This is a genomic window from Xenorhabdus littoralis, assembly GCF_033949345.1.
Taxonomy (GTDB): Bacteria; Pseudomonadota; Gammaproteobacteria; order Enterobacterales; family Enterobacteriaceae; genus Xenorhabdus; species Xenorhabdus littoralis.
In genome coordinates this window covers 32,611-49,011 of the sequence record NZ_VCDP01000056.1, presented here as the reverse complement: position 1 = coordinate 49,011, position 16,401 = coordinate 32,611, and the positions used below count along the sequence as shown (strand labels likewise).

The following is a 16,401-nucleotide window of genomic DNA, read 5'->3' as shown; positions in this document are numbered from 1 at the left end:
CCGATCGAAGTATTGGAAGGAAATCAATATGGATACCATTCAACAATGGGATTTGATATTGAGGTAATTAATTGAGAATTAATAAACTTGATGGTTTTTCTATACCCAATGGATTTTAAGTATCAGCATGATGATAAAGCCATTCCAGAAAAATAAATCATAAATTGATTAAACAAAAATAAACTTGTCATCAAAAACGGAGTTTACAGAAATAATATAATTTTAATTTCAACGATATATTTTTTATGCGAGTATAACTTTATCGGTGATAGATTCTTTAAGAGTCTATCCTATAACTGTCTATTATTAACATAGAAATGCTCCCACAAGGAAATTGTTAAATGAAGTTATTAATATCTGATGATGTTTTTTCTATCTTCCCTGAAATGGAGATCCATGGTGTCATTTTTCATGATATCGATCTAAACTCTGTTCCTAATATTTCTTTTGATGACATTACTACTATAGACAATGAAAAGATAGAAAATGAACTGATTATATGGAAAGATGTTTATAAGAGATTCCCAAGAGATAAAAAAGCAAAGGTTTCTATTGATTATTTGTTTAAGGCCATAAGAAATGGGAAATTAAAGAAAATATCAAGCCTTGTCGATATATATAATTATGCTTCTCTGATCTCTTACAGCCCTTTTGGTGGAGAGTGTCTTCATTCCATGAAAGATGGGGAACTTGCTTTAACCATCGCTAATGGAGAAGAAATATTTCAACCATTATTTAGTAACGACTATGAAAAACCACTCTCTGGTGAGATCATATGGAGGTTTGGTCATAATGATGTTGTTTGTAGATCTATGAATTTCAAAGAATCTGATAAATTTAAAATTACAGACTCAACAAATTCAGTTATCTTTCTTAGTGAAAAACCTTTCCAAAATATGCAGGGAGAACCAGAGTCAGGGATAAATTTCTTGTTGAGTTCATTGTCAAATGTAAGTAAGTCTTACTTATCTTTTAATCTTAACAGTAACAATTCATATTTATATTTTTAATCTGAGCATAAATAAACAGCCCAATCCGAGAAGTTAATTATAATAATGTTATTTAGTTTACCACAAAAAATCAGACAGGCTTTGGTATATGAGAGCCTGTCTATACCTTTTATTTTATCTAATAACAGGAAATATATTTTTAATTTTGGAAAATGACAGAGGAAACTCATGTAACAAAATTGCGATAAATATCAAACCGCCGCCTAGATATTGAATTGGTGATGATAATTGGCCCAAAAAGATAACACTAAATATAATAGCAAATATAGGTTCCGATAATTCTATCAATTGTACAGACTGGCTTGATGTCAGTGTCAATGCTTTGGTCGTACACCAAAAGCCACCAATCGTAGGCAAAATAGCAAGCAGAAGTAGCATCATAAATATTTCAAATGTTATTGTCACATTCAAAATATCTCCATGAACAGGAAAATATAGAAATAAACATCCAAATAAAAACAGCGAACCCAATTGTGGTACACCAGCCCCTAACTTAAGCTTTTTGGATAAAAATAGAAACAACCCATATCCTAATCCTGCAATCAGGGAATTAATAAGACCAGCATTAACTGTTAGATCAATATTTCCTCCTTCTGAAAATATCAGGTAAAGCCCAATGACAGAAAGGATCATTGCCTGAATTTCTTTGAAATTAAAAAATCGTTTTTCTGCAAAAGCGGAGAGTATAAAAGAAAAAATCGTTGCACTGCCGAAAAGAATAAAGACAACTGTCGAAACATTTATCGTTGAATATGCATCAGTTTCAAAATGATACAGGATAAAAAATCCAAAAAACGAACAAACCAGAACAATATACCATCGTGTTCGGATAAATTTAATAAAATCCGTTCTTTTTGGAGATAACATAATAATTGAAAGTACAATAATCAAACCAATAAAACATTTATAGAACGCAACTTGAGAGGGAGATACACCAGACTGAAATAATTTAACACTTAATACACCCACAGCCCCATTGAATATAGCCGCCAATAACGCATACACAATCCCAGAAAATTTGGTTTTATTCATATAAATTCTCGTTATTCATCGTGTTAAATGAGTATTATCTTTAACTATCAAACTGCAATATCAACAAAAGCATATACATTCAATAAATCTATATAATAATCACAAATTAAGCAATGATAATGAATGGAAAATCAAATTTTCGCGCCAAATCTCTGTTTGAGAACTTTCTTGCCAGATTCTGTCAATATCAATTCCCTGCTATCCAATTGTCTAATCGCCCACTTTTTCTTTAGAAATACGTCAAGCAACGATGCTCCTAAAGAACCACCAAGATGAAAATATCGTTCACTCCAATCAAGACACGAACAGGCAAATTTTCGGCGTAAGGAAAGTTGTGTATCACCGCATATATCGAGAGAAAGCAGGAAATCTTTGCCCGATGGCGTTAATTCATAGTTATCAGTTATCCAATAGTTCGCCAGAAAATTATCATGGATTTTTATCGCAACTTCTCCTGCCATATGATCATAACAAGTTCGGAAAAAACGCAAAGATTTGGGCGTGGAAATTTTAGCGATATCCTTATATTCACCATTAGCAAAGCGCATCATATTCTCCAGAAGTTCAGCGACTTCTGGGTTATGAATTTTAAAATAACGATGTCGTCCTTGTTTAAGGCAGCTAATTAAATTTTCAGCCAGCAGACGATTTAAATGAGCGCTGGTCGTTGAAGGTACGACATCAGTAGCTGCGCTTAATTCTGTCGCAGTATAAGCACGTCCATCCATCATCAAAAATAACATGCGGGCACGAGTGCGATCTGCCAGTATCGCAGCAATGGCAGCGACTCTTGTTTCTAGATTAAATTCATTCATATTTTGATAACCATCGAAGTGACTATAGATTCAGCAAGATATCTTAGGTTTTTTTATCCTTCAAGGGGATGACAATGTTAGCTGTCATATTTGAAGTCGAAATCGCAGAAAACCAAAGTGAACATTATTTTGATACTGCCGCAATCCTCAGGCCACTATTGGATACCATTCCGGGATTCATTTCCGTGGAACGTTTTCAGAGCCTCAATAATAAAAATAAGTATCTCTCACTCTCTTACTGGCGTGATGAGGGATCTATAAAACAGTGGCGAAATACTTACCAACATCGGGAAGCACAAGCGTTAGGACGCAATGGCATATTTGCAGATTATCACCTGAAAGTCGTTGCGATTATCCGCAATTATGGAATGCACAGAAGGGAGGAAGCGTCTACAGAAATGTGAACCGTCAGGAACATTATTAATGGGTTTTACTACTTAATTATTATTGGGAGATAATATTCATAACTATTATCTCTCAATAATTGGCATTTATACCTGTCATCGTTCAAGTTGCTGCTCAATTTATTTCAATTTGAAATCAATTGAGCATAAATCCATAAAATGGACAAATTTTAAATGGGTAATTCACACACCTCAAAAATCGCCGACACCAAGATCCTGATGAAAAAATAGCACTATAAAAATAAATAAGGAATGTCGTTTTTAAAAAAAATTGTAAGTTTATAAAATTATTGTGTCGGAAATGGACACTCCGCAAAGCGGCCAAAAAACATCCAATACCAATATCCTATTGAAGATATAACAGTCAAAAAATAAGCAATCGATTGCCATCTATTTTTAGAAAACCCCTTCACTCCCTTTACCACAAACAAAAACATAAAAGGCAACAAAAAGATAAAGCATAAGGGAGCCATCAATGTTCTGTCATCATTAACAACAAAAGTGTTCACCACATCGCAAACCGTATTGACCCCTTCTTCACCAATCATCCAATCATGATCAACGGTTGAAAAGCACCCTATCAATATTGCACTGAACAAAATAAAGATAACACAAAAGAGTATATTGATAATTTTCATGTTTAATTATTCTTATCATCTATAGTAAGACGAAATTCACCCCAGCCAAAGTTTCAAAAAACATATCAAGAGGGCTTTATATCAAAAAAACTAATGCAATATTCATCTTTCCTATCAAAGATAAGATCTTGATCACAAGATAAAATAATATAATAAACAGAAAAATCGGAATTTATATGGGATAGGAGTAATTTTACTCTTCCATAATACCTATCATGGTGTTTGTTTGAAATGATGACCAACAAGCACATTTTACCTACATTTGTTACTATATTTTTCCTTTGTATCATTCAGGAAAACTATAAATAAATGATAACAAGTTGTTTGCAACCTAATTTTTAATAAATATTTTCTTTTAATTCCTCATTTATGACTCTTTCTTTTAATGCCAATACTTGAATAAAAAAAATTTAATTATTACCATTCGTAATTTTTAAAAGTCACATCATCACTTCATGAAATTTAACAGCCAATCAATAAATTTTAGATATGATTACCCTTGAGGATTATCTATAGAAGGGTCTATCATTGCATCGGCTATATCTTTGCTAATATTACCACTACTACTATAAATAGCGTGACTCATTTCACCACGAACATAATAATCAATAATTTTACTTTTTAAGTCATAACTCATTACATCAGGCATTGAAATTTGACTATTTACATTTACTATGTAATCAGCCTTTATATCTGGTATCACAATATTAACAATACCATCTCTAGCATTTTCTTCAGTTACTAAGGCTATTAATGGGTATTGATTTCTTGATTCTAATTTACATATATTACCTCTTGCTCGATATTCATAAAAAAGAATTGAAAACCTTAACATTAAAGTTCCTAAACATGATATAGTTCTATCTATTTCTTCTTTCATTCTATTCTTTTCTTTGATTATATTTTTTCTATTTTCTTCAGCTCCTGTTACATAATCTAAAGCAGTATTTACTTTATTACGCACGTTATTATATATATCCATATATTCAGAGCCTTTTAGGCCAGTTTGTATATTATTTTTCAATAAGTTCGAAGCATTATCAATTACTGTTGGTGTTTTTGGTGTTTGTGTTATAGTTTCAGCTAATGTTTCACTCCTAACGTTTAGGTATGATATTGACGTCGTCGATGTCGATGTCGATGTCGATGTCGATGTCGATGTCGAATTTGAACTCCATAATAAATTCAAATATGATTTAAATTTATTAGAAATTAAATCGCTAAATATATCTGATAATAACACTGCGGCAAAACCTGCCCCCCCAGATAATATTTTTTTCGCTTGAAGCGGGCGAGATTTATAAAATTCATCTGTAGAGGTGGAAAGGCTTTTTTCATATTCATGATCCGCCATACTTTTAAGTTCATTCCCTAGTGACTTTATTATCAATGATAGGTGTTCGATCCCCCGATGAGAAGAAGACACATCATTTAAAGCACCTATCAAATTAAATAAAATTTTTATATTCTTGCTATGATTGCCACCATTCATTATATGGAGAGCATTTTTAAGATTTACAAATTGTTCCCTATCTAATAATATACATATGTCTTCTATACTATTTAGCTTTAAACTATCAATTAAATCTTCAATATCAATAGATTGATTTACGCGTCGTTTAATTTCATTAAGTGGTACAACAACATCTCCAGACAATAATTTCTTTATCTTGCCGAAAGTTTGTCCCATGACTCTCTCCTGATTAGAGATAAATTTTCAAAATATCGATCAATTTTTTCCTTATCACTAAATAGCTTTCATTAATAGTAATTCACAATTTTTAAATGTTGTTTAAGTACTGCGAAAAAAATACATTTTTCAAACTCCAATCAAGCTAATTTATTATAAAAGATAGCTTAGCATACTGGGAAATCAATTAAGTACATAAATGATAGATAAACGACTCACATAAATATGTGCGCCTTCATGTAAGTTGGAAGCTGAAGTCAGCTAATAACTACAAAGTAAAGGGCATCAATATTATCGTGCCTGTCCTGTTGATGTACGCTAAAAAATTGTCGCTACGATGTGTAACTGTGTTACCTTTGGTTGAGTTGGAAATTCAGCTTTTTGTGGAATTAACGATTTGAATGGATTACGGGATTTTTAATAAAGTTAAAGTTGCATCCAACAAGGCTGCAACTTTATATCTGAAAGGTTTTAATCAGCGATACATATCAAACAGAGACATACCTTTTAAGTCAGTAAACGCTTTGAAAGAAGCTTGCAGAGCAGCCTGTTGCTGGTAGTACTCAGAAATAGTCGCAACCCAATCGGCATCGACCAGCTCTCCTGAGCGCACTTTGTTAGATATGCTACGTTCGCTGCCCAATGAATCCAGTTGTTCCAGTTCCTGAAGCTGTAAACCGAGAACCGCTTCTACAGAAAAGAAGTTATTCAGGCTATTGCGAATTCCGCGGTTAGCTTTATTCATCAATTCCATCGCTTCATTTTTCTGTTCTTCACTCGCAGTACTGTACGGCGTTTTTAATGCCTCAATTGCCCTGTCAATGGAAGCGAAAACATCGGATTCACTATTAGTTTTGCCATCAGGTTCTTTGATCGGGTTGCCAGGCTGAGATAAAAATGCGTCTCTCCCAGTATAGGCAATAATCATCGAACGATTATCATCCACTTTCTGGGTGATTCTTTCTTCACCACCAACGTAGCTCACCTTCCCACTATTCTTATCAGCAACAAAAGGAGGTTTGTCCGTCTTATAACCAGCAAAAATATAACGACCATTACCATCGGTTTTATTGCCCAGATTCAACAATTCTTGTTTGAAACCTTCCAGCTGCTGGGCATAAGATGCACGATCCTGATCGCTCTGCTTATCCGCCGCTGCCACTAATGTTTCAAAAACACTAGTCGTGACCTTTACCATACTTGAGGTAATGCTCAATTGGGTTGACATGGCATTTCTGGCAAAAATGCGGGCAGTTGCGAACTGTTGGTTTTTCGATTCAGATTGAGAAACCATAATGTTCTGCGAAGCAGCCAGAGGATCGTCTGAAGGATTAATCACTCGGCGACCACTGGACAGTTGTTCACCCGATTTCATCCATTTAGATTGGGCACCCAAGATCCCATTCATTTTTTGACTGTATAATTGATTCGTACTTACACGCACAATATCATTTCCTTTTTATCTTCAACTGAACGGTGATTAGCGAATACCCAAGATGGCATCAAATAAGGTTGTCGCAGTCTGGATTACACGGGCATTTGCCAGATAATACTGCTGCAAGCGTTGCAGATCGCCATATTCTTCGTCCATATTGACGCCAGAAATTGATTGGCGAGTTGACTTAAGTTGAGTAACGATATGCTCCTGAGCTTCGGCATTCACTTTAGCTTTATGCGCCTGATTACCGACTGTACTGACCAATGATGCGAACTCATCAGCAAAGGTGGATTTGCCATCAACCAAACGCTTATTCTGTAATTCAAGAAATTTCTTCGCATTGCGGTTATCACTTGGCCCTCCATCTTTGGCACCGGCGGTCGCCAACTGGGAAGAATCTTTCAGATTTACTTCCAGCGTTGCCACAACGTTGCTGACAGTTTTCAGTGTGTGGGTATCATGATTTTCTGCTTTAGAAGCATCGATTTTCACTTTCAGCCCGTCAAACTCCAGCGTATCACCTTCTTGTTTCACAGGGATGATTGCTTTGTCAGAAACGCGCTGAACTTTCCAATCTCCATCTTCAAATTTGAGGGTATAGTCACTGGCCTTAACTTCCGTGGTCTCTGCGTATTCCACCGTAATTTCAGCCGAACCTTTATTATTACTGTTAGAAATAACTTCAGGTTTAGTGAAATTAAAGAAATTCACACCTTCTTTGCCTTTTAAATCAAAGCCCTCGTGTTGTACCTGATTGAACTTATCCGCCATTACCAATGCCAGTCGGTTCAAATCATTACGAGTTGAATCCACCACTTCTCTGCGGACTGCCAATGCACCGCCCAATGCGCCTTGAGAAATGAAACGCTCATCAATTTCTCTCGTACCAGATGTGCCGTTGTTGTAACCCAGAGTGATACGACTGCTGTCAGCGCTGGATGAGATCGCTTCCAGTTGATAGGATTTATTGCCTGATACCAGCGTCATGCCACCACCGAATGAGACGTTATAAACGCCGCCATCCTGCTGAACCACATTCACTTCTACCAGTTGGTTTAATCGGTTAACGGCTTCATCACGCTTATCCAGCAAGGCCAGGGGTTCGCCCGTACCCGTACCGCGCATACGCGTAATGTCATTGTTCAGCTTGGCAATTTCTTCCGCGTATTCGTTGATCTCTTGGACATTTTGTGTGATTTGGGCGTTGACACTGCTATCGACCTGACGCAAAAAATTCTCAGTCTCTTTGAAACGGCTGACCAAACCTTCTGCATTGCCCAACACTGTGGTTCTGGCAGCACTGTCTTCCGCATTGCTTTCAACGGTTCCCAGACTTTTGAATAAACCTGTCATGGAGTTAGACAGACTGGTGTCTTTATCTGCCAACAGGTCATTGATTTGATTCATCTTCTCGTTATAAGTATTCTGCGCAGCATGTTTAGTTTGTGCAGCATTGTATTGCTGGTTGATAAACTCATTGTATTCACGGTTGATGGTGCTGACAACGACACCGTTGCCCACAAAGCCCACAGGGGACATGGTTCCATTATTTTGTGTCATCACGGTAGTCTGTCGGTTATAGTCCGCGTTTTTAGAGTTGGCAATGTTATTACCTACTACACCCATTGCCACCTGCGCAGCATTAATACCACTCATAGCAGTATTCATAAGACTATTGGACATGTGTAGATCCTTTTACGTTTTCTTTAGACCTCCATCTGTGGGAGGCCGTTTACTGTTACAGTTATCGGCAATTCTCTTTGTTCCTTGAGCAAAAATGCTCTTGATTCTGTGGCCAATCGCTTAAAGCGAAATAGTTCAAGGCAAATATTGTCTAAAACAAATATTGCCTAAAATAAGTTATCAAAATCATAGGAATAGGCTTTTGCCATTTGGCTGCCGGTATTTTGTAATTGCTGGATCAGTGATACGAGTTTTTTGGCATAGCCAGGATCGGTGGCATAACCTGCATCCTGTAAGGAATAAGCGCCTTGCTCTGCTGTCGTTGATTGCGCTACCTTGGCGTAACGCGGGTTTTCCGTCAGCAATTTGACGTAATCCGTTATCGCTTCCACATAGGAACCATATACGCGGAAACTGTCCTGTATTTTCTTCGGCTCACCATCAATATATTCCGTCGTCATGATATTGGTGACAGATCCCTTCCAATACTTGCCAGCTTTGATACCAAACAGGTTATGGCTTGGTTTACCTTCTGCCGTCAGGATTTCTCTTTGCCCCCAGCCAGATTCCAATGCTGCCTGTGCAATAATCAACAAATGGGGAATGCCACTTTTTTGGCTCGCCAATTGCGCAGGCAAAGAAAGCATGGAAACAAAGTTGGCGCTGTTCATTGGCAATGGCTTCAATTGAGCTATTCCTTTGGAGAATGTGCCTTTGGAGAATGTGCCTTTGGCGAAAGCAGAAGGTGTGTTTTCAGGCATAGCCCGACGCATAAACGGCTCCAGAGCCTGTTTCGGTAATGTGTGCAGGATGTCATTACCTAATGGCATCGGCGTGGTTCCGGCCAGTTCACTGGGATCACTAGGAATATTATTCGCATTGGAGAATTGCTTGACGATCATATCAGCAAACCCAAGCCCCTTTTGGGAAAGGTCTTGGGCAATTTGCTGATCGTACATCGACGTGTAAAAACGTGTCTGTTCACTGCTCAATATGCCATCCTGAGGCAGCGAGGAACGCATGCTTTTCAGCATCATCTGAACGAAGACACCCTCCAGTTGTTGGGCTACTTGCCGTAGCCCTTGTTCTGGTTCCTGTGACAGTTTCGCTTTCAATGAATGCAGTGAATTAACATCGTAAGCAGCGTTGGGCATCGTCAGAAAGTCATTCATCAGATAATCTCCAACTTCGCACGCAGACAGCCTGCGCTCTCCATCGCCTGCAAAATAGACATGAGATCCGTTGGTGTGGCCCCCAAGACATTCAGCGCACGTACAACCTGCGTCAGATTCGCGCTGGCACTGACTTGCTGCAATGCGCCGCCCTGCTCCTGAATACCAATCCCCGTATTGCGGGTTACGACAGTATTGCCTCCCGCTAAAGGTGTATCAGGCTGATTGACCACCGCCTGACGTTCAACCGTCACTGACAGGCTACCGTGAGCAATGGCACAACTATCCAGAGTAACATTGCGGTTCATGACCACCGAGCCTGTGCGGGAGTTAAAAATCACTTTGGCATCACCGGCACCAACACGGATATTCAGGTTCTGTACTTGAGACAGAAATTTAACCTGTTCACTGTTCTCAATCGGCAAACGTAGCTGAACGGTACGGGAATCCAGCGGAGTGGCCGTTCCTGTTCCTTTCAGGTGATTAATCGCATCACTGATTTGCTGAGCCAAACCGAAATCATCATCATTCAGTTGCAGGTTCAATGTGCCTTTCTGACCAAATTGTGTCGGTAATTCACGTTCAATCACCGCACCATTGGAGATACGCCCCCCCGCAAGCTGGTTGATTTTGATGCTGTTACCACCGGCACTCGCTCCTGCACCACCCACCAGAATATTTCCCTGAGCCAGCGCGTAGACCTGATTATCCACGCCTTTCAACGGTGTCATCAGCAATGTCCCCCCACGCAGGCTCTTGGCATTACCCAGCGAGGAAACCACGATATCAATGCCTTGCCCTGAACGTGCAAATGGTGGCAGCTTTGCTGTCACCATTACTGCGGCTACGTTTTTAAGCTGCATATTGGTACCGGACGGTACAGTGATCCCCAACTGTGACAGCATGTTACTCAGACTTTGAGTGGTGAAAGGCGTTTGCATGGTTTGGTCGCCCGTTCCATCCAGCCCGACCACCAAGCCATAGCCAATCAGTGCGTTATCTCTGACACCTTCAATGCTCGTCAAATCACGAATGCGCTCCGCAAAAGCGCTGGTAGACGCGAACGTGTTGAACAGTACCAACACTAGCGTAAAAAGGCTGGCGACTAATTTTTTCATCCTGACCATCCTCTTTTAAAACGGTGAGATATTCATAAAGAAACGCTGCAACCAGCCCATGTTCTGCGCTTCATTGATATAGCCATCACCGACATATTCAATGCGAGCGTCTGCAACTTGGTTGGAGCTCACCGTATTGTTGCCAGTAATCGTGCGCGGATTCACGACGCCAGAGAAACGAATGAATTCCGTTCCCTGATTTATGGCGATCTGTTTTTCTCCCACCACATGCAGGTTGCCGTTTGCCAGCAGTCTATCCACGGTCACAGTAATCGTACCCCTGAATGTGTTGTTGGCATTCGCCCCGCCTTTACCGCCAAACTCGTTGTTACCTTCCATGCCCAAATCAGTTTTGCCTCCGCCTATCAATCCCTGTAAAAAACGTGGGGTCAAGGCCGCCGCGAAACCCGTTTTCCCATTGCGACTGGCATTGGCTGAGGAATTTTTGCTCGCACTGACGTTTTCTTGCAAGATAATAGTCAGTGTATCGCCGATATTGCGTGGACGACGGTCTTCAAACAGGGGTTGATAACCGTAATAGACTGGTTGGACAACTTGAAAAACAGAGCCATTTGGTATTGGAGCGGGTGTTTCGGCAGGTTTTGCCGTTGTCTGTCCTTGCACCAGCGGTTTGTGCGGTATATAAGCACATCCCCCTAATGTCAGTACCGACAATGTGAGTACCGCCATAGATATGCTAATACGCCACTTATTTCTCCGGTTTTTCCGTAAACCGACAGAGTCATAAGCTATATGGTTTTTAGCATGGCTTCCGGCATGGTTCTCGGCAACTGGCATTGTATCCATCTTCTATGCTCTTAATTTTATCGCAGAAATAGTGAGGGAAACGGTTCCCCCACTATTCATGATTTGGTTATAACTGAGTCAGTTTTTGCAGCATCTGATCAGACGTCGATACCGCTTTACTGTTGATTTCGTAGGCTCGCTGAACCTGAATCATATTGACCAGCTCTTCTGCCACATTGACGTTAGATGTTTCAACATAGCCCTGATAGAGCAACCCAGCGCCATTGATACCCGGTGCATTTTCCACAGGAACACCGGAACTGTTGGTTTCCAGATACAGGTTATCACCGATACTTTCCAGACCGCTCTCGTTGATGAACGTGGTCAGCGTCAATTGTCCGACCTGCTGAGGCGCGGTTTGTCCCTGCACGTTCACACTGACGAGCCCGTCCTTGGCAACGCTCATTTTGATAGTATTGTCGGGAATGATGATCGCAGGCACGACCTGAAAACCGCCCGCTGTCACCAACTGACCATTCTGATCCACCTGAAATGAACCATCGCGGGTATAGCCCGTTGTTCCATCAGGCATTTGGATCTGAAAGAAGCCCTGCCCCTTAATTGCCATGTCCCTGCTACTGGCCTTTACCAGATTACCCTGACTGTGCAGACGCTCGGTCGCAACAGGACGCACACCTGTACCAATCTGCAAACCCGATGGCAGGTTAGTCTGTTCAGAAGACATTGCGCCCGGCTGACGTTCGGTTTGATAGAGCAAATCTTCAAATATCGCGCGCTGGCGTTTAAAACCGTTGGTGTTAACGTTTGCCAGATTGTTGGCAATGACATCCATATTGGTTTGCTGAGCATCCAGCCCAGTCTTGGCAATCCATAAAGATCGGATCATGAATTTATCCTCTGTCCCCTATTTAGCTCATGGCGAGAATTTGGTTGGCCCGCTGAGCATTTTCATCGGAACTGTGTATGACTTTCATCTGCATCTCAAAGCGACGCGCATTGGCGATCATGTTCACCATGCTCTCCACCGGATTGACATTGCTGCCTTCCAGTACGCCCGGCATGATTTTCACTTCCGTGCTGGCCGCCAGTTCATTGCCCTGCTGTTCCCGCGCCTGTGGTGTCAAATGAAACAATCCATCATCGCCCCGCACTATTTGATTAGTTTCCGGTTTGACGATTTTCAGTTTGCCTATCTGACCCAATAAGGTGGGCGGATCGCTGGCAATCAGGGCAGAGATGGCACCATCAGCCGCAATGGTCAGTTCAGCTTGTGGCGGAACATCAATCGGCCCGTTTTCGCCCATCAACATACGACCCCGCACCATCAGTTGCCCTTCTGGTGAAATCTGGATGCCACCGTTGCGGGTATAGGCTTCCGTCCCGTCTTCAAGCTGGACAGCCAAGTAGCCGCCTTGTCCGACAGCCACATCCAACGGGCGGGAGGTATAATTCATTGGCCCCTGACGGCTATCCATGCCGGGGGTAGAGGCAACGGTGAGTGTACGTGTCGGCAGGGTTTCACCTTCAATCGGTACAGCACGCAGCGCAGCAAGCTGAGCCTTGAAGCCCGGCGTTGATGCGTTGGCCAGATTGTTGGCAGTAACGGCCTGATGCTCCAGCGTTTGTCGCGCTGCGCCCATAGCAGTATAAATGACGTGATCCATAGAACTATCTCCAAAAAAGCTATCCGCCGGAGCCTATTAACGCATGCTGACCAGTGTTTGCAGAATCTGATCCTGCGTCTTGATGGTCTGGGCGTTGGATTGATAGTTACGCTGGGCGACGATCATATTGACCAGCTCTTGGCTCATATCCACGTTAGAGGCTTCCAGCGCACCGCTGATCAGCTTACCTAAGTTACCTGAGCCTGCGAGACCTATAACTGGGCTACCAGACGCACTGGATTCTGCCCAAACATTATCACCTTGTGCAGCCAAGCCTTCAGGATTAGAGAAGTTTGCCAGTACAACCTGGCCTAGAGCCAATGTCTCAGAGTTAGAATATATGCCGTAAATTTTGCCGTCATTATCGACACGGTAATTGGTGAAATGCCCCGTCTCATAACCATCTTGCTTTGGAGGAGAGATAGAGTTTTGAGCAATATTCTGTTGCTTGCTACCATTGAGTTCAATATTGATTTGCGCAGTGGCAGAGCCATTTAAAGCTGGTACCTCAAATTTAAATGGTGGAATATCTTTCATTTGACCACTGGTATTGAATTCTAACTCACCCAATTTCTGAGGTTTAGAACCCGCAGCAGACCTATCCAGCGCATGAACTGTCCATTTGTTATTGTCTGTTTTAGTAAAAAACACATTGATATCATGCTGATTCCCTAAGCTATCAAATACTTGAAGCGGAGTACTAAAGTTAAATGTGTTTTTCTTATCTGGATCAAATTCTCCGGTGATAGCTGTCTCCATTGAATTCAGACTAGCTTTCAGTTTGATTTCCGTTGTTGCTTTTGCATCTAACATATCGGTTGGAATCGAAATCGGTCCGACTGATCCGCCCTGCTGAATTTCACCGTTCACTGCCGGATAACCTGTCAGCTTCATCCCCTGCATATTGATCAGATTACGATCTGCATCCATCTGGAACTGACCGTTACGGGAATAGAAGATATTGCCGTTGGAGTCCTGCATGCGAAACAAACCGCCTTGGGTGATAGCCATGTCCAACTGGCGGTTAGTCGTGGTGGTTGAGCCATCTTTAAAGTTCTGAACCATGCCAGAAACCTTAACCCCCAAACCCACTTCTGAACCGCTGAAAACGTCCGCAAAGGCAGCGGAGCTGGATTTAAAACCATATGTCGCTGAGTTTGAGATGTTATTACCAATAACGTCCAGGTTACCTGCTGCGGCATTCAAGCCACTGACCGCTTGTGAAAAAGACATACGTCCTCCGTTTAATTAAAGAATCTGACGAACTTTATCCATGGTTACCATACCCGCCAGCCCTAAATCTAATTTAGTGCCATCCTCACCTCGCGTGACGCCATTTACCTCGGCATAAGTCAGCGATTGTGTCACTACCGCTTGTTTTTGATAGCTTGTGGCAACGGTAAAGTTATAAGCACCGTCTGCCACTTCCTTGCCATCCGCGTCTTTACCATCCCACTTGAAACTATGGACACCCGCACTAAAGTTACCGATATCCGCCTCCCGAACTACCGCACCACTCTTATCTTTGATGGTGACTTTCACTTCATCGGCAGGACGGGTCAGCTCAAAGCCAAGTGGCGTTATGCTAATGTCTTTTTCTTTACTGGAACCCACTAAAATCTTATCGCCAGGTATCATGACGCCTCGATTAATCAGCAATGTTGTTTGCATTGCCTGATTGTTGTCCATCTGCCCGACAACGGCTCCCAGTGTTTTATTGAGTTTTTCAATGCCTTCAACGGTACTGATCTGCGCAAACTGTGTCGCCATCTCGTTGTTTTGCATTGGGTTGGTTGGGTCTTGATTCTTGAGCTGTGCAATCAGCAAGTTCAAGAAGTTATCTTTGATTTCACCGCTGCTTTGTGGATTTTTCTTGGCTGCGGAAGCGAGCTCGCCTACCGTGGTGTTATCCAATGAATCATTGATTGAAGTGGTAATTCCCATAACTAAATTCCTGTTACTGACCCAACGTCAACGTTTTCAACATAATAGACTTAGTGGTGTTAAGCACTTCAACGTTTGCCTGATAGCTGCGGGAAGCAGAGATGGTATTGACCATTTCCCCGACCACATCCACATTTGGCATACGTACATAACCTTTTTCATCGGCCAACGGGTTACCCGGCTTATATTCAAGACGGAAAGGTGTGGGATCATCCACCACTTCGCTGACACGAACACCGCCTATCTCCTGCCCTGCTGGTGCAGCGACGCGAAAAACTACCTGTTTAGCGCGATAAGGCTCGCCATCCGGCCCGACAACGCTATCGGCATTCGCCATATTGCTGGCGCTGACGTTCAGTCGCTGGGACTGAGCGGAAAGCGCAGAGCTGGCAATATCAAAAATACTGAGTAGAGACATTCCCATTATCCTTGTGACTGTAGAACTGACATCATGCTTTTGATCTGCGCATTCGTCATAGTAAGTTCGGCCTGATATTTCAGGCTGTTATCTGCGAAATTGCTGCGTTCCATATCCATGTCAACGGTATTTCCATCCATTGCCGTCTGGTATGGCACCCGATACAGCAGATCCATCTCCAGACGTTTTTGAGGCTGAACGGGAATATGTCGCTCGGAAGTCAGAGTCAGCCCAATTCCGTTTCCCGTTACACGGCCATGTGCCATCGTCTTTTTCAGTTGAGCCGCAAAATCGATATCGCGCGCCTGATAGCCAGGAGTATCCGCATTGGCAATATTGGCGGACAAAATTTCCTGCCGTTGATTCCGGAGTGCCAGCGCTTCTTGTCGAAATTGAAAGGCTGCATCTAATTTATCGAGCATATTCCTCCTTCGGGTCTGTTCTGTCGGGGCGAACCCCAATAAAATCGAATGGGTATATAAGCAGCTAACAGAATAAACGGAGAAAAAAAAGCTGATTCGAAGAATAGAAACAAATTGGATTGCTATTTATCCCATTAACGAATAATCAATCGCGTTACACTATTAACATTCAACAGGTACTGAAT

General features: G+C 41.6%; 17 protein-coding genes. 2 read left to right on the top strand and 15 right to left on the bottom strand.

Features of this window, described 5'->3' with window-relative positions; translation table 11 throughout:
• Positions 1-341 precede the first annotated feature (341 nt).
• The gene (locus FE394_RS14010; protein WP_319926981.1) at positions 342-1,010 is read left to right on the top strand and encodes a phenylalanine--tRNA ligase beta subunit-related protein; all 669 of its coding nucleotides are present in this window, start codon (positions 342-344) and stop codon (positions 1,008-1,010) included.
• A gap of 114 nt (positions 1,011-1,124) precedes the next feature.
• Here FE394_RS14010 and FE394_RS14005 read toward each other — a convergent pair whose 3' ends face one another.
• Together FE394_RS14005 and FE394_RS14000 are read right to left on the bottom strand one after the other, a co-directional pair.
• Positions 1,125-2,042, bottom strand: a complete 918-nt coding sequence (locus tag FE394_RS14005) for a DMT family transporter (protein WP_319926980.1) — start codon at positions 2,040-2,042, stop codon at positions 1,125-1,127.
• Between the two features lie 131 nt (positions 2,043-2,173).
• A complete protein-coding gene (locus FE394_RS14000) occupies positions 2,174-2,857 on the bottom strand; it encodes an ArsR/SmtB family transcription factor (protein ID WP_319926979.1) in 684 nt (227 codons plus the stop codon).
• 74 nt (positions 2,858-2,931) lie between these two features.
• Between FE394_RS14000 and FE394_RS13995 the strand changes: the two genes are divergently transcribed.
• Entirely contained in the window at positions 2,932-3,261 is a 330-nt protein-coding gene (locus FE394_RS13995) for an antibiotic biosynthesis monooxygenase family protein (protein WP_319926978.1), read from the top strand.
• Between the two features lie 287 nt (positions 3,262-3,548).
• Here the strand turns inward: FE394_RS13995 and FE394_RS13990 are convergent, their stop codons facing one another.
• The 13 genes from FE394_RS13990 to flgB all read right to left on the bottom strand — a co-directional run bounded on the left by FE394_RS13990 (position 3,549) and on the right by flgB (position 16,216).
• The gene (locus FE394_RS13990; protein WP_319926977.1) at positions 3,549-3,899 is read right to left on the bottom strand and encodes a DUF2645 family protein; all 351 of its coding nucleotides are present in this window, start codon (positions 3,897-3,899) and stop codon (positions 3,549-3,551) included.
• 493 nt (positions 3,900-4,392) lie between these two features.
• Complete coding sequence (locus tag FE394_RS13985; RefSeq protein WP_319926976.1) at positions 4,393-5,589, bottom strand: hypothetical protein; 1,197 nt, start codon at positions 5,587-5,589, stop codon at positions 4,393-4,395.
• Positions 5,590-6,064: 475 nt separating this feature from the next.
• Positions 6,065-7,033 (bottom strand): flagellar hook-associated protein FlgL, encoded by a 969-nt coding sequence (flgL, locus tag FE394_RS13980; protein ID WP_319926975.1) that lies wholly within the window; start codon positions 7,031-7,033, stop codon positions 6,065-6,067.
• Positions 7,034-7,069: 36 nt separating this feature from the next.
• On the bottom strand, positions 7,070-8,710 hold the full coding sequence (gene flgK / locus FE394_RS13975; protein ID WP_319926974.1) for a flagellar hook-associated protein FlgK: 1,641 nt from the start codon (positions 8,708-8,710) through the stop codon (positions 7,070-7,072).
• 167 nt (positions 8,711-8,877) lie between these two features.
• The gene (flgJ, locus tag FE394_RS13970) at positions 8,878-9,882 is read right to left on the bottom strand and encodes a flagellar assembly peptidoglycan hydrolase FlgJ (protein WP_319926973.1); all 1,005 of its coding nucleotides are present in this window, start codon (positions 9,880-9,882) and stop codon (positions 8,878-8,880) included.
• A complete protein-coding gene (locus FE394_RS13965) occupies positions 9,882-11,000 on the bottom strand; it encodes a flagellar basal body P-ring protein FlgI (RefSeq protein WP_319926972.1) in 1,119 nt (372 codons plus the stop codon). The genes flgJ and FE394_RS13965 overlap by 1 nt, the downstream gene beginning before the upstream one ends.
• A gap of 15 nt (positions 11,001-11,015) precedes the next feature.
• Entirely contained in the window at positions 11,016-11,807 is a 792-nt protein-coding gene (locus tag FE394_RS13960) for a flagellar basal body L-ring protein FlgH (RefSeq protein ID WP_419836343.1), read from the bottom strand.
• Between the two features lie 67 nt (positions 11,808-11,874).
• Positions 11,875-12,654, bottom strand: coding sequence for a flagellar basal-body rod protein FlgG (gene flgG / locus FE394_RS13955; RefSeq protein WP_319926971.1), 780 nt, complete (start codon positions 12,652-12,654; stop codon positions 11,875-11,877).
• A gap of 22 nt (positions 12,655-12,676) precedes the next feature.
• Complete coding sequence (locus tag FE394_RS13950) at positions 12,677-13,432, bottom strand: flagellar basal body rod protein FlgF (protein WP_319926970.1); 756 nt, start codon at positions 13,430-13,432, stop codon at positions 12,677-12,679.
• A gap of 36 nt (positions 13,433-13,468) precedes the next feature.
• Positions 13,469-14,665 (bottom strand): flagellar hook protein FlgE, encoded by a 1,197-nt coding sequence (flgE, locus tag FE394_RS13945; protein ID WP_319926969.1) that lies wholly within the window; start codon positions 14,663-14,665, stop codon positions 13,469-13,471.
• A 15-nt stretch (positions 14,666-14,680) separates the two neighbouring features.
• A complete protein-coding gene (flgD, locus tag FE394_RS13940; protein ID WP_319926968.1) occupies positions 14,681-15,376 on the bottom strand; it encodes a flagellar hook assembly protein FlgD in 696 nt (231 codons plus the stop codon).
• A gap of 13 nt (positions 15,377-15,389) precedes the next feature.
• Entirely contained in the window at positions 15,390-15,794 is a 405-nt protein-coding gene (gene flgC / locus FE394_RS13935; RefSeq protein WP_013184007.1) for a flagellar basal body rod protein FlgC, read from the bottom strand.
• Between the two features lie 5 nt (positions 15,795-15,799).
• The gene (gene flgB, locus FE394_RS13930; protein ID WP_319926967.1) at positions 15,800-16,216 is read right to left on the bottom strand and encodes a flagellar basal body rod protein FlgB; all 417 of its coding nucleotides are present in this window, start codon (positions 16,214-16,216) and stop codon (positions 15,800-15,802) included.
• Positions 16,217-16,401: the final 185 nt, after the last annotated feature.